Raw genomic sequence first — 26,674 nt, 5'->3', positions numbered from 1 at the left:
TCCTCCTAAATAGATTTTATTTTTTTGACCTCTTCTCCTATTATCCTGAATCCTCTTTCTATATCCTCATCACTAGTTCTCGAAAATCCAAGTCTGAATGTATTCTTGCCTTCGTCATCAACATAGAACAGATCTCCCGGAGTAAATATTACCTGACGTCTGCAGCACCTTTCCAGGAGCTGCCGCGAGTCCACATTTTCAATTTTCAAAAATATATGCAGTCCTCCCTCTCCATATATTTTATCATAAGGAATATATTTTTTTGCAAGTCTTATAGCCAATTCATATTTGTCCTTATAAAATTTTCGTGCTTTTTTGATATACTTTTCAAAATTTCCCTCTTTAAGATAATCGTAGAATACAGCCTGATCCAGAAAAGAGGTGTGTATGTTCCTGCTTCTTTTTGCACTTTCAAGATATCCTACAAGTTCCCTGTCTGCAAGTATCCATCCTATCCTCAATCCCGGAAAAAGTATTTTCGAAAAACTACCTATATAAATTACACTATTTCCACTTCCGCCCAGTGCGGCAATCGGCGATACATGGTCACTCAAATATCTCAATTCCTCATTGAAGCCATCCTCAATTATGGGAACATCATATTTTTTGAAAATATTATATAACTTTGCCCTCTTATCCGGAGGCATGACTATTCCCGTAGGATTATGATAAGAAGGTATTAAATAAGCCATCTTGAATTTATCACTCCCGAGATTTTTTTCCAGATTGTCAAGGTCTGCTCCATCCTTGTTCATTTTTATGCCCGTTATATTTAATTTATGCAATTTCATAATCTTTATAGCTGTATTGTGTGTCGGATTTTCACATAATATACTGTCACCTTCCTCTGCAAGACATGACAGTACAATGTCAAATCCCTCCGTAAATCCATTTGTCACCAGTATGTCTTTTTGGGACACGTCTATGCCTTTATTCTCCATGTACTTCAAAAGATATTCAATAAGCGGTCTGTATCCCTGTGCATACCCGTAGTTCAATATCCTTCCACCTTCCCTTGATATGCAGTTCAGAAATGACTTTTTGAAATTGTCCACATCAAATAATCTGTCATCGGGGGCTATGCTTTTAAATGATATCATACCCTTTTCCCATTTTATCTCGCTCTTGATTATATCCAGTTCTTCCGACTTTCTGGCATAGCTGTTTATGCGTTTTTCCCAGTCCACATTCCATCTGCCCTGAAAATTTACTTTTACATCGGCTACAAAGGCTCCCCTGCCCTTTTTCATGTATATTAGTCCTTCATCCTTCAGAAAATCATAGGCGCAAATAACTGTATTCCTGCTGACCTTCAGCCTTGAGGACATTTCCCTTGTGGATGGGAGTTTTTCGCCTGAAGCCACCATCCCTCTAAGTATCATATTCTTTATATAATTCTTTATCTGTATGTAAACAGGACTTTTATCATCAATTTCCATATCAAAAAACATAACCGTGAATTCACCTCTATATATATTTTTACATAAATCCACATATAAATAAAGATGATGTACTGCTTTTTTTACAATACATCACCTCTACTGTGAAAATTTCAATTTGTCTGCATACTAAAATGCAGGAATTATGCTTCCCTTGTAATTATCCTCTATGAATTTCTTGATTTCAGGTGAATTTACAGCCTTCACAAGAGCCTTTACATAAGGCTTATCCTTGTCTTCCTTCTTTACTGCAATTATATTTGCATAAGGTGATTCCTTTGATTCTATGGCAAGTGCATCCTTTGTAGGATTTAAGTTTGCCTCAAGTGCATAATTTGTATTTATAACTGCGGCATCTACATCTCCCAGTACTCTAGGAAGCTGTGGAGCATCCAGTTCCTGAACCTTCAGGTTCTTCTTATTTTCCATTATATCAAGCTTGGAAATAAGCTCTCCATCCTTTACTTTTACAAGTCCTTCCTTTGCCAGCAGTTTAAGTGCCCTGGAACCATTTGTAGCATCATTCGGTATTGCAACTTCAGCCCCATCCTTTAGATCCTTTAAATTCTTTATCTTGTTGGAATATATCCCCATCGGTTCGATATGAACTTTTGCAACGGGAACCAAATCCGTACCATTTTTTTTGTTGTAGTCTTCAAGATATGGTATATGCTGAAAGAAGTTTGCATCCAGTTCTCCAGATGCCAGAGCCTTGTTTGGCGTTACATAGTCTGTGAACTCTTTTATTTTCAGCTCATATCCTTCTTTCTGGAGTATAGGCTTTACCTTCTCAAGTATTTCCTCATGGGGCTTTGGTGTAGCACCTATTGTTATCTCCTTCTTTTCACTTTTTGACGTATCACTTCCGGTATTTCCTGCACTGCTGCTTCCGCATCCTGATAATGCTGTCAAAACAAATACAGAAGAAAATATAATTGCCAGTGTCTTTTTGATGTTTTTCATAAAAGTTCCCCCTCAAATTAGTTTAATCAAAATAAAAACCCGAGAAAATCCCCCGGGTTTGAAACCTTAATGATTTTCTCATCTTTCAGCTTTCGCTGCAGGAGTTAGCACCAATGTATACAATACTGGTTGCCGGGTTTCACAGGGCCAATCCCTCCACCTCTCTTGATAAGTTTATCTTGATTCATTTTTTCATGTAAGTGATTATATCATCACAATTTTTCGTTGTCAATGCTCTTCTCAACAGTTTACATATCAAGCAGAAAATGCCCTGTATAAATGTTAATTAATCATCTATACAGGGCTGCATTTGTCTGTTTAGTATTCAGCTGGCGCACATATTTTTTCATTATCCATCTTACCGTGATTTTCTTCCATGGAGTATTCAACTATTTTGTCCAAGAGCTGGCTGTAAGACATATTTACAGCTTTCGCACTTTTCGGGAACAGACTGTTCTTTGTCATACCCGAAAGTGTATTGAGTTCAAGTACATAAGGTATATTGTCCTTTACAATCAGATCAACTCTTACGTATACCCTGCACTTCAACACATCCCAGCATTTGCGGGATATCTCCTCGATTTCACCTTGGAGTTTCTCCTCAAGCTGGACAATTATTTCATCCGAAGCACCTTCAGTGTATTTTGCCTCATAGTCAAAGAATTCCGTCTTTGGTTTTATTTGAATCAACGGCAGCGTGTTTCCATTTAAAATGCAGCAGGTAATTTCGTCGCCTTTTATATATTCCTCAATCATGACCTCTTCATCATATTCCAAGCCGAGATTTACTGCATCTTCCATATTCTCTTTATTTTTGACTATATTTGTCGCCACACTTGATCCACCTGAATTTGGCTTCACAACCAGTGGATACCCAATCTCATCCAAATAATCATAATCTATTTCATCTGTGGATTTGACACACATCCACCTTGCAGTTTTAATTCCTGCACTCTTCAGCACCTTCTTTGTCATATCCTTGTCCATACAGATGGAACTTGTAAGAGGTCCACATCCGGAATAAGGTATATCCAGAGTTTCCAGAACGGATTGAACCGTTCCATCCTCTCCGAATTTCCCGTGAAGTGCTATAAATGCAAAGTCTATACCTGCTGTTTTATCTATAATATCTCTTTCTTTGTCTATAACAATTGGAACTACTTCATACTTTGTTTTATCAAAACAACTCATTATCTCTCTTCCAGAATTCAGTGATACTTCTCTCTCCGAGGATATTCCCCCCATGATAACTCCTATTTTCATATCAATTCCTCCGCTAAATACTGTTATACTATCCTTTATCTTTTATTTTACACATCGCCGGATATAAGAAAAGAGCCACTCAATAAATATTTTTACCATGTTGTGGTTCACCGGCCACTCCAATAGAATTCAGAATATCACCCGTATCCGCAGTAACCAGCCCGATGGAACTGTCTGCTATACCATAGTATATATACAGCTTATCCCTAATTTCAACAGCACCACAGGGGAAAACCACATCTGAAAAGAAGCCCTCTGTCTCATAGTCCTCACAGGGATATAAAACAGGTTCCTCACTTCGCCCGATAACTTTTGAAGGATCATCCAGATCCAGCAGAAGAGCCCCCATTGAGTAGCATTCATGTTCATCTACACCGTGGTACAGCTCCAGCCATCCGGCATCTGTCCTTATGGGAGGCATACCTGCCCCTATTTTCCGTGAATCCCAGCAATTTTCCCTTGTACATGCCAGCAGCCTGTGATTACCCCAATTTATCAGATTGTCGGATTCAGATATCCAGATCATAGGTTTGCCGGTACTTCTGGATACCGGTCTGTTCAGTGCAAAGTACTTCCCCCCTATTTTTTCCGGAAAGATTACCGCGTCCTTGTTCTCCGTATTAAATATATTACCCAGTTTTCTATAGCTTTTGAAGTCTTCTGTAACAGCCAGACCAACTACTATTCCATACTTGGAAACACCACTGTAGGTAATATAGTAGCTGCTGTCTATCCTGGTTATCCTTGGATCTTCTATTCCGAAACTTTCATACTTGTTTTCCGGGAAAATAAATGGTCTCTCGTCTACATCGAAATTTATACCATCATCGCTCCTTGCAAGTCTTATGTGGGAAATAGATGTGAGGTATTCAAAATCATATGGCTTCTTTATATTTTTTATTACACGTGAATCACTAAAATCATAATCTCTGTTACTTTTGTCTATATCCACAGTCTTCAGACAACTTGTGCTGGAATCCACAATCGGTACCCGGAAGAAATCATCATCCGGATTATCAACTGCTTCAGCAGTTCTAAATGCCAGTATTATCTGATCTTTATATATGGCGGCTCCAGGATTGAATGCCCCTACAACCTTAAGATTTTTACACGAAGGTTCAACATCTCCGGCCTTTATAATAGGATTAAATCCATATCTCTTTATACTCATTTCTCCTCCTATAACAATATTGAAATATTTAGAAAGTCTCCAATTCTCCACTTTTGTCTTCACCCATATACTCATAAAACGGATTGTCTATTTCAAGTGTCTGGGCCTCAATATCGCTTATTCCGGCATAAATCACTGCCTTTTTACCATCAAAGGTAAGCCCGCCTCCAAACACTACATCATACAAAACTTTATCTTTGCTTGGTCCGGGCAGGAAATCCCCTCTCTCCGCAATTATACGGACATCCTTGTATTTCATGGAGTTTATCTCAAGAACAAATGTCATGCAGTAATAGTGTTTCATACCGTACTCATCAAATTTTGCTATATGCCCCAAAAGGCCTATATTGTTTTCATCAATAGGATAAATACTGTTTATACCACCCCATTCCTCATCACTGAAAAAGTCATTCAGAATAGGTGCATCTTCAATTACCCCTATACTCAGATCGCTCAGTCTCCTTATTTTTATAAATCCTATTTTCCCCTTTCCTCCCTTTGCTCCCTGAGGGCGTGTCAATACACCTATACTGCCATCCTTGAGTTCAGTTATACGCAGGTCCTTCATGCCATCCGGCCCTACAAAGAAAAGTTTCAGATGAAAAATATCCTTTCCTCTGTACATTATAGTCCGCCATATCAAGTTGTAAGGATTATTTATATCCTTGAAAACTTCAACCCCGCCTACTATCATCTCGTCACCTATCCTGGTAAAAAAAGGATCTTCCAGATTCATGACAGGCGACTCTATTATATGACACCAGGCATCCTTGTATTTTTCAAAAAATGACACCATGGAATCATTGCCCATTTTGGACTCAACCCTTCCTGCCATTACAATTCTTCCCCTGTTTATAAACGGTGCAGTTATATTGTAAACATCCTTGTGGAATATACCTACAAATTTCACCCTGTCTGCAATCTTTTCTGTTTTATTGTCCCTATATTTTTTCAGTAAATTGTCACATGTAATTATCATTTGAATTTACACCTTTCTAAAATTGATTTATATGCTCTCAATAATTATTATAAGTATAATCACATAATAATAAACCCCTACTTGTCAAAAGTAGGGGAAAATATATTTACAGTGCTGCCTTGTATATATTTATGACGTCATCTTTGGAAAGAGGCTTGAACTCACCTATTTTTCCAGCTCTTGTAGCTCCTTCAGCCATTTTTTCAAAGTTTTCCTGTCCTATGTTCAAATCACTCAGTCTTGATGGAAGTCCCAGGAGATTAAAGAATTCTCTCGTTTTCTCTATGGCACTTCTGGCTACAGCAAATTTATCTTCATTCTCATCTATATTCCATACGTTGATACCATACCCGGCAAAACTGTCCACAGTATTTTCATCAAGCACATATTCCATCCAAAAAGGTGTCAATATGGCCAATCCCACACCATGTGTAATATCATAAAATGCGCTCAGCTCATGCTCCATTGGATGTACGCTCCATCCCTTGACCTTGCCGTAAGTCAGCAGTCCATTTATGGCAAGACTTGAAGTCCACATCAGGTTTGCCCTTGCTTCATAGCTGTCAGGATGTTCAAGTGCTATTGGTCCATACTTTATACAAGTGCTCAAAAGGGCTTCGGCCATTCTGTCCTGAAGATAGGCACCTTCTGTATTGTTGAAGTATATTTCAAGTATATGGCTCATTATATCAGCAGTTCCCGCCGCCGTCTGTTTTTTTGATACGGTAAACGTATAAGTTGGATCGAGTATTGAGAATCTTGGTATTATACACTGGCTTCTGGTTCCTAGTTTTTCCCTGGTATCCTCGTTTGTAATTACGGCAAATATGTCCATTTCAGAACCCGTAGCAGCCAGAGTCAATATGCTTCCAACAGGCAGGGCCTTTTTTATTTTAGACGGGTCAGTAACTATGTCCCAGGGATCTCCTCCGTAGTAAAATCCAGCCGATATTACTTTTGAACAGTCAATTACACTTCCTCCGCCAATTGCCAGTATAAAATCTATCCTGTTTTCCCTGCATATCTGCACTCCCTGTCTTACACTGGATATTCGTGGATTTGGATCCACTCCGGAAAGCTCCCAGAACTTTATTTTGTTTTCTTTTAAAATCTTAACTGCAGCATCATATATCCCGTTTCTCTTGATACTTCCTCCACCATATACCAGGAGAACCTTGGAACCATATTTCCTTATATTCTTTCCCAGGACACCTATCTGGTCTTTCCCGAAAAAAATTTCAGTAGGAATTGAGTAATGAAAATTAATCAAATCTAAACATCTCCTTTTCATGAAGACTCTTATGCAGAAAATCTTCTGCAATCTACATTTTTATTTTACCTATGTTACTAGTATATAACATAAATAGCCATAAGCAAAACCAAACTTATGGCTATTTATCTGAATAATCCAGCTTATTTTAAAATTTTCACTGCCCTATCCACTACATTTTCTACTGTAAATCCAAATTCTTTAAATAATATATTTGCCGGCGCAGAGGCTCCGAAGTGATCTATTGATATAACCTCTCCATCCATGCCCACATATTTGTGCCAGCCGAAGGAAGTCGCAGCTTCTACGGCCAGTCTCTTTCTGACCTGCTTTGGAAGGACACTTTCTTTATAGGCTTCACTCTGTTTTTCAAATATTTCAAAGGAAGGTATGCTTACTACTCTTGCATCTATACCTTTTTTAGCAAGTTCATCCCATGCCTTGTATACAAGTTCAACCTCAGATCCCGTAGCCATAAGTATTATATCAGGTATGGACTTTTTGGAATCCTTCAGTATGTACCCTCCCTTTAGAGCTTCAATACCGGTTTCCTCATATAGAGGAAGGTTCTGCCTTGTAAGAACCAGACACGTCGGCCCATCGGCTTTTGTAAGGGCATAATCCCATGCTGCTGCCGTCTCCTTTGAATCTGCAGGTCTGAAAACGGTCATATTAGGTATACTCCTTACGGCAGCCAGCTGTTCAACTGGTTCATGAGTCGGCCCGTCTTCTCCTACTCCAATGCTGTCATGGGTGAGGACATAGACTACAGGCAGTTTCATAAGAGCGGACAGTCTCATAGCACCTTTCATATAATCCGTAAATACAAAGAAAGTTGCTACAAATACCTTTAATCCGCCATATAAAGCTATTCCATTTGCTATTGAGGCCATGGCATGTTCTCTTATTCCAAAGTGAAGATTCCTTCCCGACCTGTCTTTTATGGAAAAATCCCCTTCTCCATTCATATTTGTTTTGTTGGACGGTGCCAGATCAGCTGAACCTCCTATGAGGTTTGGAAATATTTTGTCAAGTTTGTTAATGAGCTTTCCAGAAGCGGCCCTTGTTGCCATGACCTTGTCAAATTCCCAGAAATCTTTTTCAGTATCCAGGTCAACTGCTGCCTTTCCACTCAGCCATCTGTTCAGTTCCTCTGAAAGTTCAGGGTATTTCCTGTCATATTCAGCTTTCAATTTATCCCATGTATCCTTTTCAGCATCAAATTTCTCTATTTTTTCATCGAGGAAATCCCTTACCTCGTCAGGAACATAGAATTCCCTGTCGTAATTCCATCCGAGAAATTTTTTTGTAGCCTTCAAATTTTCTTCTCCCAGAGGCTCTCCGTGTGCTGAAGATTTACCCTGTTTTTCAGGACATCCGTATCCTATCTGAGTTTTCACTATTATTACACTTGGTTTGCTTGCTTCAGCTTTGGCTTCCTTTATAGCTGAATCTATCTTATCCACACTGGTTCCATCCTCAACCTTTAATGCCTGCCATCCACATGCTTCAAATTTTTTCGCAACATCTTCCGAAACCGCCAGATCTGTATCTCCTTCTATAGTTATATTGTTGCAGTCATATACAAGTATGAGCTTCCCGAGGCCCAGGTTTCCCGCAAGGGAAATTGCCTCCAATGCAACCCCTTCCATAAGACAGCCGTCACCAGTCAATACGAACGTATAATTGTCTATTATGTTAAATCCAGGTTTATTGAATTTGGCAGCCATAAACTGCTCTGCAACAGCCATTCCAACAGCATTTCCAACTCCCTGTCCCAGAGGTCCAGTAGTAGTCTCAACACCTACTGTATGACCATGCTCCGGATGTCCTGGTGTCTTGCTGTTCCACTGGCGAAAACCTTTTAAATCATCTATTGTCAAGCCATAGTCAAACAGATGCAGCAGTGAATACAACATTGCCGAAGCATGCCCTGCCGAAAGTACGAATCTATCTCTGCCAATCCAATTGGGGTCCTTTGGATCATGTTTCATGTTTCTGCCCCAGATTGCATATGCTTCCGGAGCCGCACCCATAGGAAACCCCGGATGACCCGAGTTTGCTTTTTGAACCATTTCCGCCGAAAGTATTCTTATGTTATTAACCACTAGATCTTCTATGTTTTTCATATATACTTCACTCCTCACCTTATTGAAAGTCGAAACAGATCTCTTTTGATATGCCTATTATATTGTACAAAAGTTTTTCGTTATATTCAACTTGTTTGTCCTTCAATCCAGAAAACCTATTGCAATATTAAAAATATACAATTTACTATTTTCACAGCATATAAAATCAATTTGCAGTATAAAATTGCATTTTTAAAACCCTATGTCATATATTATAAAACCAGGGAGTATAATAATAGCCCACATTTTGAGTATACAGTATAGTCAAATTAAAATTTTTTAAATAATTATAAATCGACTATTACCGGGCAGCCTGTATCGTGTTCAATTTTTTGTTTTATCCACTGAATTTTTTCTTCTGATTCTGAATTTTTCAATTTCAAGGTTACAGTTGAATCAATCATGTTGAAGGATGGACTTTTTTTCAGCTCTATATTTTTAATACCGCAGAGCAGCTTTACCTCATTTATTATTTGATTCTGGTTTATGCCGTCTGATATTTTTATATTCCATCCCGTACTATCCTCAAGCCTTTCTATATATTTTTCATATTTTTTCCCTATCACAGGTGTTATAAAACTAAGTTCTATATATTTTCCGCTTTCATCCGACCTTATACTTTTCCTATAGGGTTTGAATTCCCTACTTTCAAATTCTCTGTCAATAAAATTCAACGCCTTGTTTTGTTCCATGGGACTGCAGCTTTTATCACTCTCTGTAGTTATCTTTTCACATATTGTTTCAACAGGAAATTTGAATATAAGCTGAAGCCCTGTATTTTTGGCAAACTCATCCACAACCTTTTTATCAACATGAAAATTGGAATTCAGATTTACCTCAACCCTGTTCTCATCCAGTCTGTAGGAAATCTTTCTTATATCGGCTCCATACAGCATCCTGCTTATAATATTTGAAGCTTCATTTATATTTACAGAACTGGAAATTTCAACATTCCATCCAACATCATTTTTAAATTTCTTTATGACATCATATATTCGTTTTTCAACAACAATCGGAAAATCAAAGTTCAAAACCACCTTCTTCTGCCCATAAATAAAACCTGCCTTTTTAAACTTGAAGCTTCCAAAGTATTTATCCACCAGATCATTCAGTTCATTTGGCTTCAATTCCCTTGGCCTCAAAAGCTCAGCAACCTCATGCTCTGGCTTTGCTTTAAACATAAACAGCCTTTTCACATCATTTTCAAAATAAATGGACTCCATCAGCTTCTGCTGAAAATTTGATATGACTTCCAGATCACTGCTCGAATTTTCCTCACCTGTCCAGATAAAAGCAAGTTCCTCTGCAGTAAAAAATTTTTGCCCATAGCTGCTGGCAACAAATCTCCAGAGTTTTTCCATATCCATCCTGCTTAAAGAACCTTCTTCTCCCATAATCTTTGCTATCTGTCTGCTCAGCTGCTTTCTGGGATTATTTACATTTATATGATAACTTTCCCCACACTTTGGGGAATATACCCTGGCTCTTGCTTCACAGGAAATTTCTTTTGAAAAGCTTTCAATTACCTTCTCATCTCCATGAACCATAAATATATTTCTCGGTGAAAGCATCTTTATCAGGGATTTTATTTCTTCTTTATCGCCATGGGCCGAAAGTCCTACTTTTTTTACACTGCATCTCACCGGTATCAGCTTCCCGTTCAATTCCAGTTTTTTATCTTCTTCCTCCAGAAGATTCAGAAGCTTTCTTCCTGGAGATTCTTCATCCTGATAGCCGGTTATAACTATATACGAGCTTTCAAGTGGAGCCAGTTTTTCCGCATAATACTGGCTGAATCCCCCTGTAAGCATACCTGAACTTGAAATTATGACACAGCTCTCCCTGCCTTCTATTATTTTTTCCCTTGTATCTCTATTTTCCACCGGAATTATATTGCCATCATAGAAGGGCTCTATCCCCCTGAAAATTTTTTTGCCCAGTGAATTCTTAAGATAAACGGGATTTAATTTATAAACCCGATTTATATCTCTTATCATTCCATCTACATATACCTTTACACCTTTAATCAGGCCTTTATTCATGGCCCTTTTTATTATGAGTATGATCTCCTGTGCTCTTCCAAGTGCAAAGGCCGGAATAAGCATTTTGCCGCCTTTCACAATACATTCATTCACTATGTCTACAAGTTTTTCCTCTTCCACTTCTCTGTTTGAATGAAGTTTGTCGCCATATGTAGTTTCAAAAATTCCTATGTCCGGTCTGAGCTTCGGCAGCTTCAGCCCATCTACGGTTCTCTGTGAAAATATTGAGAAATCTCCCGAATAGAGCACTGTTCCCTCAGGTGATTTTAAATATATGCATGAAGCACCTGCTATATGCCCTGCTGCATAAAAGCACAGCTTTATATGTTCGAATATAGAAAATTCCACCATGTAGTTTATCGGGAACACCCTGTTCAGCATGGACTTTACATCTTTCTCCGCATACAGCGGAATCTCCATTTCCCTGTTGTTCATTATTTTCAAGCTGTCATAAAGCAAGACCTTCATAAGGTCCTTTGTCATTAAATTTGCATATATCCTGGCCATAGGATATTCCTTGCTTATTATCGGAAGACATCCTATGTGATCCATGTGTGCATGGCTTATAATTATTGCATCTACTCCACCACTTTCCTGGATGATTTTAAAGTCGGGAATTGGATCCTTTGAAGAACTCTGCCTTATTCCACAATCAAGAAGTATATTCTTGTTTGATATATTCAACAGTATACAGCTTCCCCCAACTTCACGGGCTCCTCCCAAAAACGAAATTTTCACCTATACCACCTACCAGTTGTTAAAATAATTTCAGCTTATTGAAACATTATAACATAATATAATGTCATGACCAGCAATTACAAGGAATATCTACATATTCACAGAAATATAGACTTAATCAGCGGTAGACATGCATTTTATCCTTTGATTTCACAAATATTTTAAACTATAATAACTTATATATAAATAAAAGTAAAGATGGAAAGAAGTAATTTAGTACGCTGCGAAGAGAGACGGTGTTTGGTGCAAACTGTCTGGCCTGCTTTATGAAATACATTCCTGAACTGCAGGCTGAATCATGTGATTATGTAGGCTGTGCCGGCTGACTCCCGTTAATAGTAAGAGAAAAACAATAGTGTTTGTTTCCAAAGTAGGGTGGTACCACGATTATTTCGTCCCTTGAATCGGTACTTTTTTTATTTCAATTTTTATTGTTTAACTAGGGTGGTACCACGACTTTTCGTCCCTTGATCGGGGACTTTTTTTATGTCTTTTTTTAATTATTTTTGAAAGGTGAGAAACAAAATAGGAGGGAATTATAAAATGAACATATCTTTAATAATAATTATCATCTACATATTAATGCTTTTCATAATAAGCTTCTTTGCAAGAAAAAGAGCTGTAAAAGGAGGAGAAAGCTATACACTGGCCGGGCGTCAGCTTACAACACCTCTCGTAACCTGTTCCCTTATAGGTCTTGCCATTGGTGGCGCATCTACAATAGGGGTGGCTGAACAGGCCTATGATATCGGATTGTCTGCAGGGTGGTATAATGTGGCCTGGGGCTTTGCAGCAATAGTAATGGGGCTTGGAATTGCCGGCAAGTATCGTGAATTCAACGTGTCTACAGTACCTGAACTCTTTGGGAAATTTTATGATGAAAAGGGCAGACTTATCTGTGTAATATGCCAGATAATTATTCTGACTGTAGTCGTATCACTCCAGTACATAGCAGGAGGTGCAATTCTTTCTTCTCTACTTCCTGGAATATTTACCATTAAAACCGGTATGCTCGTAAGTGCATGTGTTTTCATAGGGATAACCTTCATAGGGGGAATGTGGTCTTCCGGATTATGCAACCTGTTCAACGTGCCTTTGAAATATACAGGTATTATCATATGTACCCTGCTTGCCATCGCTTCAGGAGGAGGCCTCGAGAACATAAAACTGCAGCTTCCGCAAAATGTACCTTATTTCAATCCCGTTCAGGGTACCGGAATGTGGATAATTATAAGCTGGTTCCTGATTATGGCAACCCAGGTCATGTCCATGCAAGGGCCTGTACAACTGGCATTTGCAGCCAAAAATCCAAAGGTGGCAAAAAGAGGCTTCATCATAGCCGGCTTTCTCATGATACCAATAGGCTTTTTATGCTCCATAATCGGAATGGCGGCTAAAACTACTTTTCCCGATGTAAGTGCCACCATGGCGCTCCCAAAAATGATATTGTCACTGAATCCTTTTGCAGCAGGGCTGACTCTTGCAGCCCTCTGGGCTGCAGATGTGTCTACAGCATGCAATCTGCTTCTGGGTGCATCCACATTATTTACAAATGACATCTACAAAAAATTCCTGAATCCTAAAATAAATAGTCACAGACTGATTGTAATGACCAAATTATTTGTTGTAGTTATAGGTATACTTACCTTTGTCATGGCCCTGTCCATGTCTGGCATATTAAAGACCATATCCCTTGGTCTCAGCCTTTGTACCGCTTTCACTCTTGTATTTCTGTTCACCGTGTTTGCCCCTGGATTCTGCAGAAAGAGTTCCGCATTTTTTACCACGCTGGCAGGTATAATAGTCCTGTTTCTATGGCAGCTGGTACCTTCTTTCAGGATATTCCCCCATGTAATATATATGGAGTGGATAGTATGTTTCATAACCTTTATGCTGATAGCAGTCATTGATAAAAACAAAATATCCATTTAATTTAAATAGGGCTGCCGCACTAAAAAATTAGTGCGGCAGCCCCAGACAGTATCATCTAAATTTAAGGCTGATATCAAATGCCTTAACAGAGTGGGTCAGACTGCCTATTGATATAATATCAACTCCTGCAGCTGCAATATCAGCCACATTTTTTTCACTTACATTTCCCGAAGCTTCCACCACAAATCTTCCATCAATTAATTCCACAGCCTTCTTCATAGTTTCTATGTCCATATTGTCAAGCATTATCACATCTGCCGCCGTAGAAAGTGCTTCTTTCAGTTGATCCAGATTCTCCACCTCGACTTCAATTTTGTGTGTAAAAGGCAGTTTCTCCTTCACTGTTTCAACTGCTTTTTTTATTGAACCTACCGCCTTTATATGATTATCCTTAATCATTACATAATCAGATAAACTCATTCTGTGGTTATATCCTCCCCCCACAGTTACCGAATATTTATCAAGCATTCTAAAGCCCGGGAGGGTTTTCCTCGTATCAACTATCCTGGTATCAAAATCCTTTACAAGATTCACCATGTTCCTTGTTGCCGTGGCAATACCGGACATCCTCTGCATTATATTGAGTGCGGTTCTCTCCCCTTTCAATATGGACTTTGAACTTCCACCTATATTTGCCAGTATATCCCCATACCCTGCAGAATCACCATCTTCTTTTTCAATTTGAAATTCTATATTTCCATCCACAATATGAAATACTCTCTCTGCCGCATGAATCCCTGAAATAATACCGTTGTCCTTGGAAATAATTCTGGCTTCTGAAATTTCATTCCCGCCAAATAGGCTGTCTGTAGTAATGTCACCATAATCTATGTCCTCAACCAGGGCTCTTTTTATAAATTCATCCAATATTAAATAATTCAATTGATACCACCCCAACTTTTGGAAACCGGATTTTTGCAATATTCTTCCACATAATTGCTGCCTATGGAAGTCCTGCTTTCAATGGCAGATAAAATAACACACCGTGACACCTGACACATATTATAAAGCTCAATATAATTTTTCATATCCGTACATACTGCATTTTCAATTTTATCCATGATACTGTTCACAGTTGAAAGCGCCTGTTCAAGACTGTCAAGCTTTCTCACTATGCCTGCATTTTCATCCATACAATACTTTACCTTCTTTTTAAGAAGTATAATTTCATTCCTGTCTATTTCCTGTGATCTATTTTTTACTTTCTTCTCTGCTGCATCAGCATGAAAATTATTGCTCTTTTCATCTTTGTCAGTGTCCATTTTATTTGAAATATCCTCTGCTGCCCTTTTACCGAATACAAGTGCTTCCATAAGAGAATTGCTTGCAAGTCTGTTTGCGCCATGCACGCCTGTACATGAACATTCTCCAACGGCATAGAGATTTTTAATATTTGTCCTGCTGTACAAGTCTACTTTTATACCGCCCATGAAATAATGCTGTGCCGGGGTTACGGGGACATAATCTTTATCCATTTCTATTCCCCTGCTCATGCATTTTGAATATATAGTATTAAACCTGTTTTCGAGAAAATCTCTGTCATACAGTGTGGCATCCAGATAAATGTAATCCGAATTGTACCTTTTCATCTGGTCCTCTATCGCCCTGGCTACTATATCCCTCGGTGCCAGTTCCTTTCTTCTGTCATAACGATCCATAAATCTTTCTTTGCATGCATTTCTGAGAACCGCACCTTCTCCCCTGACTGCCTCTGATATTAAAAACAACCTGTCTCCCGTATTACGGGAATACAATGCAGTTGGATGGAATTGCACATACTGCATATTGTCCAAATCCACCCCTGCCCTAAGTGCCATTGCTATTCCATCTCCCGTAAGCACATCCACATTGGTGGTTTTTGAAAATATCTGTCCTATTCCACCGGATGCCATGACACAAATTCCTGCCCGGAAATAGATAAACCTGTTTTTCCAGAATGCAGTGAGCCCTGTAAATTTTTTCTCATCCGTTACAATATCCACGGCAAGTATATCAGTTATGACCTTTATATTTGGAGCATCCTCAACTCTTTTAATGAGTACATCCATTATCCCCTTACCTGTAGCATCACCGTTGACATGAAGTATTCTTGGAATGGAATGATTCCCTTCAAGAGATCTATAATATTTCCCACTGCTGTCCCTGTCGAACTCCACTCCAATCCCCAACAGCTTGTCTATGGCATCTTCGGATTCGTTCACAAGTACATTCACAGCTTCCTTATCATTTATGTAGCAGCCTGCATCGAGGGTATCTTCTACGTGAAGCTTTCTGTCATCATCTTCTATACTGGCCGCAATCCCTCCCTGTGCCAGACAGGAATCCGAATCAAATAAATCTTTTTTGCTTAGAACTGCTATTTTAAAATTTTCTGGAAGCATAAGCGCCGTATAGAGCCCGGATATTCCAGCTCCTATTATAATTATGTCATAATACTGCTCACTGGTTATGGGAGCACCACTGCAATGAGCCATATATCTTTTCAATTTACATCACCTTCCAAACTTTATAGTGTTTATTTTACGGATAGCATCCTGTCAAGGGAGCTCAATGCCTTTGTACTTACATCTTCGGGGACAATGACTTCATTATCCATATTCATCAGTGACCTGTAAACGTCATAAAGGGATGTCATCTTCATATTCTCGCATACAAGTCTTTTGCTGAGCAGATAAAATTTTTTCTGCGGGCTGTCATTCTGCATCTTGTGCAGTACTCCTATTTCCGTTCCTATAATAAACTCCTGGCACTTTGAGTTTTGGGCATAGTCTATTATCTGTGAAGTACTCCCCACGAAGTCGGCATCTGCCCTTATCTCTTCACTAACCTCGGGATGAACCAGCATCTCGGCCTCCGGGTGTTCTCTTTTTATATTGAAAACATCCTCCATTGTTATTCTTACATGGGTAATGCAATTGCCCAGCCATGGTATTATCTTTTTATTTTCCACCTTTTCCGCCACATATGAAGCCAGATTTTGATCCGGTACAAAAATTACCTGCTCTGAATCAATGCTGTCAACAACCTTTACTGCATTTGAAGAGGTGCAGCATATATCACTGGCAGCCTTTACCTCCGCTGAGGAATTTATATAGCATACCACCTTTGCATCGGGATAATTTTTTTTCTCCCTCTCAAGTTGTTTCTCATCTATAGAATCTGCCAGTGGACAGCCTGCATTGGCTGCTGGCAGAAGTACGATCTTATCCGGGGATAAAATTTTTGCGCTTTCCGCCATAAACCTTACACCGCAGAACACTATCACCTTGTTATCCAGATCTGCAGCCGCCCTGCTGAGCGCAAAAGAATCTCCGACTATATCCGCTATATCCTGTACATCAGGTATCTGATAATTATGTGCCAATATACAGGCGTCCCTTTCAGCTTTCAATCTATTTATCTCTTCAATCAACAATGATTTATCCATCTCCACACTCCTAAAACATTATTATATGTATATACACTAGTATATACTCTTTTTCTTTTTTTAACAATAGAAAAGGTATCGTCCACATTCATCAGGACAATACCCATTCAGCTTATTTGGCGGGGAAAAGATATAGAAGTATGCAGAGAAAATGACATATACTGCCGCCCATTACGAACAAGTGCCATATGGCATGATTGTACGGTATCCTGTCAATCAAATAGAGCACCGCTCCTGCAGTATATATAATGCCCCCTGCAAAAAGCAGCACTATTCCTGCAGTTGGCAGGAGCATCATGAGCCTTTTCATGGCAAATATTATTATCCATCCCATTCCAATATATATCAGAGTAGAAATCACATTGAACCTTCCTATCCAGAAAACCTTCATTATTATTCCCGCGATAGCAAGTGTCCACACTATACCGAATATGATCCATCCAACTGTAGGCCTCAATACCGTCAGTGTAAATGGTGTATAAGTACCTGCTATCAGCAGATAGATCGATGCATGGTCAAATATTCTAAACAGTTTCTTTACCTTCATGTTTGTTATACTGTGATATAATGTGGATTCCAAGTATAGTAAAAGAAGAGAAATACCGTATATGGTATAACTCAGTACATACCATTTGTCTCCTTTATTCTCTGCAAATACGATCAGAAGTACAAGTGCGGCTACCGACAGACCTGCACCTATTCCGTGCGTTACTGCATTGGCAACTTCTTCTCCTCGTGTGTAGAATTTCAAATCCCCTTCCAAATAAATCACTTCCCAAAATTTATTATTATATTACCACATATAGTTATCATAACTATATGTGGTAATATAATAATATCACAATACAAATTTATATTCAATACATTTATATTGTGATATTATTAATTATAAAATATACAGCATACAAAGAATTTATTGTATAATGGATACAAATAGGAGGATGATCTTTACAAATGCTCAAGCAAAGCCTTACAAATGAATTGATAAAAAAGTTTATGGACTATTTGAATAATATAGAAGCAGAGAAAAATGATGAAGACTATGAAGCTGCTGTTAAATTAATAGGCGATGCCTTCAAGGACGTATTCCGACTTGGCCTTGAATTCTTCAATTCCTTTACTACGGAAAATATTATAGACATGGCAAGCAGTAACAGAAGACAGAATACGGACAGATGCATAATGATTGCAAAACTTCTGGAGGAGGAGGGGTTTATACTTGAAAAACAGGGCAGGCTGAATGATGCCTTCTACATAAACCAGAAATCTCTGGATGTATTCCTCGATGCGTATATGAACAGAAGTGAACACTGCGACCTGGAAGAATACTTCAAGGATATACAGCCTTTAATAGATAATGTTTTTCAATATAAGCTTCCTACTGTTTTAGAAGAAAAAATCAGAAACTACTACACGGAAACAAACAGATATGACAAGGCAGAAGATGTAATTTACTATATACTGGAAGAAGCCAAATACAGTAGAAGCTGTATAGAAGAAGCACTTAAATTTTATAATGACCTATTGTCAAAAGAAGATTCTGATTTAACAAAGGGAGGACTTTCAAAAGAGGAAATTCAAGAATCGATAAAAGGACTCCAGTCCAGACTGTAACTACAAATTTCCAGGGTTCATACGTCCATTGAATCCTGGAAATTCTTTAGCAGTATCAATTTGTAATTTCTTCCTGTTTTTTATATACCTTGCCTTTAGCTGTAAGTGAAAAGTAGGAACCTATCAAAATAAGCACTATTCCTGCAACGGTATTAAGTGGTATTTTTTCTCCAAGTATAATCAATGCAAGAATCGGTGCCAGGGCAGGTTTTATAAAGAATACCACTGAGGCTTTGGTTGCAGAAGTAGCATCCATTGCAAGAAAATAAAACATATACCCGAGTCCGGTTACTACAATTCCCAGAAATATCAGCGGAATTATATTATCCCCGTTTATTCCTTCAAAAATAGGTATATTGGACATGAAATTCAAATTTCCATCAGGGTTTATCATGCTTCTAATTGCGGAAAGTTTGGATATCAATATAATTACAAGCATAATAACATCGCCAATTAAAAATGTAATGCAATTCAAGGCTATACTTCCATATTTCCCGGATCTCATTTTGCCGAGTACACTGTACATGGAAAAAGTAACTGCTGCCAGTATTGATAGTACTATTCCCTTCACATCACCACTTGTACCAAAAGGATTCAATATGAAAAAGATTCCCACAAGACTCAACAGTATAGATATAATGGTCCCCTTGTTCAATTCCTCTTTCAATACAATATATGCAAGCAGTACAGTAAACACAGGATTAGTACTGAATATTATTGCAACTGTAGATGCCGTTGTGTAAGTAATAGCCAGCTGAAAGAAGGACATGCTTACTACGACACAGAGAAATCCCGCTACCAGGAAATAATAAAGATCATCTTTTTTCAGTTTTATACCCCTGGCCTTTATAGCTTTGACTGCCGATGGAAGTAATATCAGTCCGCCTATGGCAAATCTCAAAAAATTCAGTTGGATCGGATTCAAGCCCACAGCCAACTTTCCTGTTATCTCCATGGTACTGAATATTACTGCAGTTAGAATAATATATGCATAACCCATCTATAACCATCTCCCTTGAAATTGATATGGGTTCACATGGAATAAAATCGCAGCAAAACAAACCCCGCCATGCCGTAAGCCCAAGTTATTTGAACCCGCTTTCAAGCAGGTGGGTACCGCCTTTTTGCTTCCTGTTCCTGATATTCACCAGGTATCATTTCACAAAAAGAGTCAAGTTCCCTTTCTAGATATGTTCGGTCAATATGAACTCGAACCTACGTACACAGCAGGAATTGTCAGCTGTATATAAAATTATATTATCATTATACTACATATTTTCTTATTTTTCATCTATACGGACACCAAGATCCTTCAATTGTATTTCATCTACTATATTAGGTGCTTCCGTGAGAGGACAGAAGGCATTCTGGTTTTTAGGAAATGCAATGACATCTTTTATATTGTCCGTTCCAGCCAAAAACATTACCATTCTGTCAAATCCATATGCAAGTCCTCCATGTGGAGGCGGGCCGTATTTAAATGCCTGAAGCAGAAAACCAAATCTCTCCCAGGCAGATTTGTCTGTAAATCCCAGAACTTCAAACATCTTCTGCTGCAGTTCCGTATCGTGTATTCTTATACTTCCGCCTCCCATTTCCTCTCCATTCAGCACTATATCATAGGCCTTGGCCCTTACCCTGCCAGGATCAGTATCCAGATACTTTATATCCTCATCCATGGGCATGGTAAATGGATGGTGTTCCGCCTCATATCTCTTCTCATCCTCATTGTATGACAGAAGCGGGAACTCTGTTATCCATACAAATCTGAATTCATTGTTTCCCTCAAGTATTCCGGTCTGCTTTGCCATGTGGACTCTAAGTGCCCCAAGTCCCTGGAGTACCGTACTATTCCTGTCCGCAGCCACAAGTACCAGATCGCCTGTATCGACATTCATCCTGGAAAATATGGAATCTATAATCTCCTGGTTCAGGAATTTACTTATGGAAGATTTAACACCATCTTCCCTGTTTGCTATCCATACAAGTCCTTTTAATCCATAGTCCTTTACAAATTCAACAAGCTTATCTATCTGCTTTCTTCCCATGGAAACACAATTTTCTACTTTGATGGCCCTTACAGAACCTCCTGATTCAATTGCACTTTTAAATACCATGAAATCCATGTTTCGAACTTCATCAGTTATATCATTTATCTCCATTCCAAACCTCAGATCAGGTTTGTCACTTCCATACTTGTTCATTGCAGTTTCATAGGTCATTCTTTCAATAGGAAGTTTTACATCCACTCCTGCAATTTCCCTGAATATCTTCTTTATGAGCCTTTCATTCAACTCAATTATATCCTCTTCCTCCACAAATGAGAGTTCCATATCCACCTGTGTAAATTCAGGCTGTCTGTTTGCCCTCAGATCCTCATCTCTAAAGCACTTTGCAATCTGAAAGTACCTGTCGTATCCAGACACCATGAGAAGCTGCTTGAAAAGCTGTGGTGATTGTGGAAGGGCATAGAACTTTCCCGGATAGTTTCTGCTTGGTACAAGATAGTCCCTTGCTCCCTCTGGAGTACTCTTTGTAAGTACGGGGGTCTCTATTTCCAGAAATCCTTCCTCATCCATGAAATCTCTTATTACCTTTGCTGTCCTGTGCCTTATTTTGAATATTTTCTGCATGTCAGGCCTTCTCAGGTCAAGGTATCTGTATTTCAGCCTTATGCTTTCTGCCGCATCCAGATCTTCTTTTATATATATAGGCGGAGTTTCAGATTTGGAGAATATCTTTATGTATTCACCTTCCAGTTCCACCATTCCAGTAGGTATTTCCCTGTTTACCGATTCTCTTTTGACCAGAGTACCCTTGATTGCAATACAGTATTCGGATTTTACAGTATCCGCCTTTTCAAATGCCTCATTATTTATTTTCTCTCCAAAAACAGCCTGGATTATACCGGTTCTGTCTCTTAAATCTATAAATATAAGTCCGCCAAGGTTTCTCTTCCTTTGAACCCATCCCATTACAGTGAATTCATTTCCTATGTTTTCTTCCCTGAGAACACCGCACATAGAGGTTCTTTTCAAACCTTCTAAAGATTCTCCCATTTATACTCAACTCCTGTTATACATATTATTGAATTATGCTGACTATTTCATCAAAATCATCCAGCTTCAACTCGTATTGCTGTCCATCATCCATTCTCTTGAATTTTGCAATACCGGATTTAATCTCATCTTCTCCTATTATAACTGTAAATCGTGCATCTATTTTATTTGCATATTTCATTTCAGCCTTCACTTTTCTATTCATATGGTCGCATTCACATCTCAGATTGTTTTCTCTCAATAGATTTGCCAGTTTGAGTGATTCCATCTTTGCAGTATCTCCAATAGAACCTATATATAAATCTATATAAGGCGATTTTGGTATTTCTATTCCATTTTCCTCAAGGGTAAGAAGCGTCCTCTCTATTCCCATTCCGAAACCCATTGCAGGTATAGACGGCCCCCCTACTTCTTCTATAAGATAGTCATACCTTCCTCCGGCACATATGGTCATGTCATTGTTTATTATTTCAAACACGGTCTTGGTATAGTAGTCAAGTCCTCTTACAATATGCGGGTCTACTTTGAATTCTATGCCGAGTGCCTTCAAGTACTTTTTAAGGCCTTCAAAATGTTCCCTGCATTCATCACATATGTAGTCGAGTATACTGGGTGCATTTTTTACAACTTCTTTTTTCCCGTCTATTTTACAATCCAGTATCCTCATTGGATTTTTATCAAATCGTGTCTTGCATGTATCACACAGTTCGTCATATCTCTCTGAAAGATACTTTTTAAGTGCAGTATTGTATTCTTTCCTGCACTTTGCACAGCCTATGCTGTTTATATTGAGTTCTATGTCATTCACACCCAACTCTTTATAAACTCTCATTGCTATGCTTATGACTTCAGCATCAATGGAAGGTCCTTCTGCTCCAAATGCCTCTATCCCGAATTGATGATGTTCCCTCAGTCTTCCATTCTGGACATTTTCATATCGAAATGCCGGGGTGAAGTAGAATAATTTTGTAGGTTGGGCTTCATTATAAAGATTTCCCTGAACAAACGCCCTTACAGCAGGAGATGTTCCCTCAGGTTTCAGTGTGATGCTTCTATTGCCCCTGTCCTCAAAAGTATACATCTCCTTCTGTACAACATCCGTAGTTTCCCCCACACCTCTCTGAAACAATTCAGTGTATTCAAATGCAGGGGTTCTTATTTCCCTGTGTCCATAAGATGCCGCTATACTGCGGAACTTGTTCTCTAAATATTGCCATTTATATATTTCACTAGGCAGTACGTCTTTAGTACCTTTAGGTGACTGAATAGCCATGAATATTTACTTCCTCTCTGTTTAATTTCTTTGTATCAATAACCATTATATATTTGCCCTGTTCATTTTTCAATTAATCCTTCCATGCACAGCTTTACTATAGAAAAGGGTTGGAATTTCTCTCTCTGCCTATGGAACTTTCCCCCTCATGTCCTGGCAGTACAACCGTATTGTCAGGCAAAATCATCAGCCTATTCTTTATACTATCTATCAGGGTATCAAAATCTCCGCCTTCCATGTCAGTTCTGCCTATACTGCCGGAAAACAGTGTGTCTCCCGTAAATACTACATTATCTACAAGAAAGCACACGCCGCCGGGTGAATGCCCCGGTGTGTATATAACTTTTATTTCAAGACCTCCAAAGGTCAGTTTATCCCCGTCTTTCAGGAATTCGTCAACACTGTCATGCACATTCCCATACATGAAAGTTCCACGCTTCATCATATTGTAATCTTCTTTATTGCAATAAATTGGTGCATTGAAAGAATTCTTTATATCCAGGGCGGCACCAGTATGGTCTGCATGCCCATGGGTCAGAAGTATAAATTTCACTTTGCCGGCATTCATGGCTTTCAAGGCATTTTTTATAACCTCGGAGTCTCCGCCGGGATCGATCACTGCACACTCATTTGAATTTTCATCTAAAACTATATAACAATTGGCCGCATACATTCCAACTGACATTCTCTGTATCTTCATACACATACCTCCTCCATCTACAACTTGTTCTAAAAAATTTTTTTGCTGTCCAAAAGAATGGTGACAGGGCCATCATTCTCTATATGTACCATCATATCTGCACCAAATTTTCCAGTTTCAACTTTTTTTACTACTGACCTGCACTCTTCTATAAATTTATTATACAATTTCTCAGATTCTCGGCCTGAAAGGGCTTCTATGAAACTCGGTCTTCTCCCTTTTCTGCAATCACCATAAAGTGTAAATTGTGAGATCAAAAGAAGATCTCCGCCGATATCCATAAGTGATCTATTCAATTTTCCTCCGTCATCCTCAAATATTCTCAAATTTACTATTTTGTCTCTCAGGTATGTTACATCTGAAATATCATCATCTCTGGATATACCTAAAAGCACGTTGAGTCCTCTTCCAATTTCGCCAATTATCTTATTGTCCACTTCTACTCTTGACTCTTTGACTCTTTGAACTACCGCACGCATACTACCACCTCTAACTATTTGTTCTATATACTTCCAATACGCCTTTCATCTTCCTGAATTTTTTCATGATATCCCTAATATCTTTTACATCCGTGATTTTGAGCTTTATTTTTATAAGAGCTATACCATTTTTCACTGGCTTGGCATCCACCGCATACAGTGAAGTATTGCTGTCACCGATAATTTCTATGGATTCATTCAAAAGTCTTGGTCTATCTTCACTTTTAATCTGTATTTCCGTAATGTATTCTTCACCCTTAGGTTTTCCCCAGCTTACCTCTACGACCTTATTTTCCTTGTTTCTCAATAGATAATCTATATTTTTACAGTCACTTCTATGAATGGATACTCCTCTACCTTTCGTTATATACCCTACTATTGCATCTCCCGGTACTGGATTGCAGCACTTTGCAAATCTTACAAGTACGTTGCTCTCACCCTTTACTATTACTCCAGGGGATTTTTTCTTTGCCCTTGCAGACTTGTTATCTGATTTCTTGAGTTGATCCTGTATGGCTCTCCAATCGGTTATATTCTTTTTCAACATGGAATCATGAATTTCCTTAAATCTCGATACTACAGTATTTAAATTCAAGGCCCCTATGCCAACTGCTGCATACAGCTCATCCATGGAACCCATATTGTACTTCTTCAATACAATATTTACAGCTTCACCTTTGGCTATTTCTCCAAAATTACAGCCCTGCTTTTTAGTCTCTCTCTCAAGAAACTCTTTTCCCTTAAGTATATTTTCTTCCTTCTTGGCCTTTTTATACCAGGATTTTATCTTGCTCTTTGCCTGATTGCTCTTTACTACATTAAGCCAGTCTATACTTGGCCCTTTTGGAGTACTTGACACCAGTATTTCAACTATCTCTCCAGTCTTCAATTTATAATCCAAGGGGACCATCTTGCCGTTTACCTTTGCTCCTGTACAGCTGTTTCCTATATCAGTATGTATTTTATATGCAAAATCTATGGGGGTTGCTCCATATGGAAGATTTATAACTATACCCTTGGGGGTAAATACAAATACCTCATCTGAGAACAGATCTATTTTAAATCCCTCTATAAATTCTTCTGCATCCGAGGTTTCAGTCTGCCACTCCAGCATCTCCCTGATCCATGTAAGTTTTTTATCTATGCTGTCCTCTTCATTTACACCTTCTTTATATTTCCAGTGTGCAGCTATACCATATTCGGCAGTTTTATGCATTTCAAAGGTTCTTATCTGGATTTCAAACGGTTTCCCCTGTGGCCCGATTACCGTTGAATGAAGCGACTGATACATGTTAGGCTTCGGCATTGCTATATAGTCCTTGAATCTTCCCGGTATTGGTTTATACATGGTATGTGCTATTCCAAGCACTGCATAGCAGTCCTTTACTGTATTTACAAGAACCCTGACCGCCGTCAGATCAAATATTTGATCTATGGTCTTGTTCTTATTGACCATCTTTCTATATATACTGTAAAAGTGCTTTGGTCTCCCTTCTATGTCTGAAGCTATACCGGCATCATTGAGACTGTTCTTCAATTCGCCTATTATCTGTTCTATGTATCTTTCTCTCTCTGCTCTCTTTTCAGAGATCTTCCTTACTATGAAATAATATTCATTTGGATTTATGTATCTAAGTGCAAGATCTTCCAGCTCCCATTTCACCTTCGACATTCCAAGCCTGTGAGCCAATGGTGCATATATGTTTAAAGTTTCCTTTGATTTTTCCTTCTGCTTTTCAACCGGCATATATTTCAAGGTTCTCATATTATGAAGTCTGTCCGCCAGCTTTATGAGTATGACCCTTATATCTTTTGCCATGGCAAGAAGCATTTTTCTCACATTGTCTGCCTGCTGCTCCTCCCTTGTCTTGTACTCCAGCTGCCCAAGTTTGGTTACCCCTTCCACCAGGTTTGCCACTTCGCCGCTGAACTCCCTTGTTATATCATCATGGTCAAAATCCGTATCTTCTATCACATCATGTAGAAGTCCAGCAACTATAGTACCTGTATCCATTCCCATGTCGGCAAGTATACAGGCTACTTCTATGGGATGAGTTATGTATGGAGCCCCGGATTCTCTTTTCTGTTTTTTATGAGCCTTGTCTGCAAAATAATATGCTTTTCTCACCATTTCCTTGTTTATATTGCTGCAATTTTTATCTATTTTCTCCATTAATTTTCCCAGCATACTCATAC

Annotated in this window: 20 protein-coding genes, 1 other RNA gene, 1 riboswitch and 1 other annotated feature; of the genes, 2 read left to right on the top strand and 19 right to left on the bottom strand. The window is 38.7% G+C overall.

The window, feature by feature from the left end; genetic code table 11:
* Positions 1-5: 5 nt before the first annotated feature.
* The 8 genes from LKE46_RS01425 to LKE46_RS01390 form a co-directional block, all read right to left on the bottom strand.
* The gene (locus tag LKE46_RS01425; RefSeq protein WP_291717723.1) at positions 6-1,451 is read right to left on the bottom strand and encodes a PLP-dependent aminotransferase family protein; all 1,446 of its coding nucleotides are present in this window, start codon (positions 1,449-1,451) and stop codon (positions 6-8) included.
* Between the two features lie 117 nt (positions 1,452-1,568).
* Positions 1,569-2,402 (bottom strand): MetQ/NlpA family ABC transporter substrate-binding protein, encoded by an 834-nt coding sequence (locus LKE46_RS01420; RefSeq protein WP_291717721.1) that lies wholly within the window; start codon positions 2,400-2,402, stop codon positions 1,569-1,571.
* Positions 2,403-2,477: 75 nt separating this feature from the next.
* Positions 2,478-2,577, bottom strand: a riboswitch (SAM riboswitch).
* 143 nt (positions 2,578-2,720) lie between these two features.
* Positions 2,721-3,665, bottom strand: coding sequence for a D-alanine--D-alanine ligase (locus tag LKE46_RS01415; protein ID WP_291717719.1), 945 nt, complete (start codon positions 3,663-3,665; stop codon positions 2,721-2,723).
* 79 nt (positions 3,666-3,744) lie between these two features.
* Positions 3,745-4,836, bottom strand: coding sequence for a glycoside hydrolase family 130 protein (locus LKE46_RS01410; protein ID WP_291717717.1), 1,092 nt, complete (start codon positions 4,834-4,836; stop codon positions 3,745-3,747).
* A gap of 28 nt (positions 4,837-4,864) precedes the next feature.
* Positions 4,865-5,815 (bottom strand): DUF1861 family protein, encoded by a 951-nt coding sequence (locus LKE46_RS01405; RefSeq protein ID WP_291717715.1) that lies wholly within the window; start codon positions 5,813-5,815, stop codon positions 4,865-4,867.
* Between the two features lie 106 nt (positions 5,816-5,921).
* Complete coding sequence (locus LKE46_RS01400; protein ID WP_291717713.1) at positions 5,922-7,085, bottom strand: iron-containing alcohol dehydrogenase; 1,164 nt, start codon at positions 7,083-7,085, stop codon at positions 5,922-5,924.
* A gap of 143 nt (positions 7,086-7,228) precedes the next feature.
* Positions 7,229-9,214, bottom strand: a complete 1,986-nt coding sequence (tkt, locus tag LKE46_RS01395) for a transketolase (RefSeq protein ID WP_291717711.1) — start codon at positions 9,212-9,214, stop codon at positions 7,229-7,231.
* Positions 9,215-9,501: 287 nt separating this feature from the next.
* Positions 9,502-11,994 carry an MBL fold metallo-hydrolase gene (locus tag LKE46_RS01390; RefSeq protein WP_291717709.1) on the bottom strand — a complete coding sequence of 831 codons (2,493 nt, stop codon included), beginning with the start codon at positions 11,992-11,994 and terminating at the stop codon, positions 9,502-9,504.
* Between the two features lie 186 nt (positions 11,995-12,180).
* Positions 12,181-12,397 (top strand) — a binding site (T-box leader).
* A gap of 140 nt (positions 12,398-12,537) precedes the next feature.
* On the opposite strand from LKE46_RS01390, the gene LKE46_RS01385 reads away from it, so the two are divergent.
* Positions 12,538-13,926 carry a sodium:solute symporter family protein gene (locus LKE46_RS01385; protein ID WP_291717707.1) on the top strand — a complete coding sequence of 463 codons (1,389 nt, stop codon included), beginning with the start codon at positions 12,538-12,540 and terminating at the stop codon, positions 13,924-13,926.
* A gap of 51 nt (positions 13,927-13,977) precedes the next feature.
* Here the strand turns inward: LKE46_RS01385 and nadC are convergent, their stop codons facing one another.
* From nadC to trhA, 4 genes are all read right to left on the bottom strand, one after another.
* Positions 13,978-14,808 carry a carboxylating nicotinate-nucleotide diphosphorylase gene (nadC, locus tag LKE46_RS01380; RefSeq protein WP_291717705.1) on the bottom strand — a complete coding sequence of 277 codons (831 nt, stop codon included), beginning with the start codon at positions 14,806-14,808 and terminating at the stop codon, positions 13,978-13,980.
* On the bottom strand, positions 14,805-16,400 hold the full coding sequence (nadB, locus tag LKE46_RS01375; RefSeq protein WP_291717703.1) for an L-aspartate oxidase: 1,596 nt from the start codon (positions 16,398-16,400) through the stop codon (positions 14,805-14,807). Before nadB ends, nadC begins: the two co-directional genes overlap by 4 nt.
* Positions 16,401-16,441: 41 nt before the next feature.
* A complete protein-coding gene (gene nadA, locus LKE46_RS01370; RefSeq protein ID WP_291717701.1) occupies positions 16,442-17,353 on the bottom strand; it encodes a quinolinate synthase NadA in 912 nt (303 codons plus the stop codon).
* Positions 17,354-17,465: 112 nt separating this feature from the next.
* Positions 17,466-18,116: a PAQR family membrane homeostasis protein TrhA gene (gene trhA, locus LKE46_RS01365; protein WP_291717699.1), complete on the bottom strand. Its 651-nt coding sequence runs from the start codon at positions 18,114-18,116 to the stop codon at positions 17,466-17,468.
* Positions 18,117-18,307: 191 nt separating this feature from the next.
* Between trhA and LKE46_RS01360 the strand changes: the two genes are divergently transcribed.
* The gene (locus LKE46_RS01360) at positions 18,308-18,967 is read left to right on the top strand and encodes a DUF6483 family protein (protein WP_291717697.1); all 660 of its coding nucleotides are present in this window, start codon (positions 18,308-18,310) and stop codon (positions 18,965-18,967) included.
* 55 nt (positions 18,968-19,022) lie between these two features.
* On the opposite strand, the gene LKE46_RS01355 is transcribed toward LKE46_RS01360, so the two are convergent.
* The 7 genes from LKE46_RS01355 to LKE46_RS01325 all read right to left on the bottom strand — a co-directional run bounded on the left by LKE46_RS01355 (position 19,023) and on the right by LKE46_RS01325 (position 26,666).
* Positions 19,023-19,967, bottom strand: coding sequence for a DMT family transporter (locus tag LKE46_RS01355; protein ID WP_291717695.1), 945 nt, complete (start codon positions 19,965-19,967; stop codon positions 19,023-19,025).
* Positions 19,968-20,024: 57 nt separating this feature from the next.
* Positions 20,025-20,203, bottom strand: a non-coding RNA gene (gene ssrS / locus LKE46_RS01350) — 6S RNA.
* Between the two features lie 44 nt (positions 20,204-20,247).
* Positions 20,248-22,026: an aspartate--tRNA ligase gene (gene aspS, locus LKE46_RS01345; RefSeq protein ID WP_291717692.1), complete on the bottom strand. Its 1,779-nt coding sequence runs from the start codon at positions 22,024-22,026 to the stop codon at positions 20,248-20,250.
* Positions 22,027-22,051: 25 nt separating this feature from the next.
* On the bottom strand, positions 22,052-23,299 hold the full coding sequence (hisS, locus tag LKE46_RS01340) for a histidine--tRNA ligase (RefSeq protein WP_291717690.1): 1,248 nt from the start codon (positions 23,297-23,299) through the stop codon (positions 22,052-22,054).
* Between the two features lie 97 nt (positions 23,300-23,396).
* Complete coding sequence (locus tag LKE46_RS01335) at positions 23,397-23,999, bottom strand: MBL fold metallo-hydrolase (RefSeq protein WP_291717689.1); 603 nt, start codon at positions 23,997-23,999, stop codon at positions 23,397-23,399.
* 29 nt (positions 24,000-24,028) lie between these two features.
* Positions 24,029-24,478, bottom strand: coding sequence for a D-aminoacyl-tRNA deacylase (gene dtd, locus LKE46_RS01330; protein WP_291717688.1), 450 nt, complete (start codon positions 24,476-24,478; stop codon positions 24,029-24,031).
* A gap of 10 nt (positions 24,479-24,488) precedes the next feature.
* A complete protein-coding gene (locus LKE46_RS01325; RefSeq protein ID WP_291717687.1) occupies positions 24,489-26,666 on the bottom strand; it encodes a RelA/SpoT family protein in 2,178 nt (725 codons plus the stop codon).
* Positions 26,667-26,674 lie beyond the last annotated feature (8 nt).

The organism is Clostridium sp., from assembly GCF_022482905.1.
GTDB lineage: Bacteria > Bacillota > Clostridia > Clostridiales > Clostridiaceae > Clostridium_B.
The sequence above is the reverse complement of the archived record's forward strand: the minus strand, read 5'-3'. Positions and strand labels throughout refer to the sequence as shown.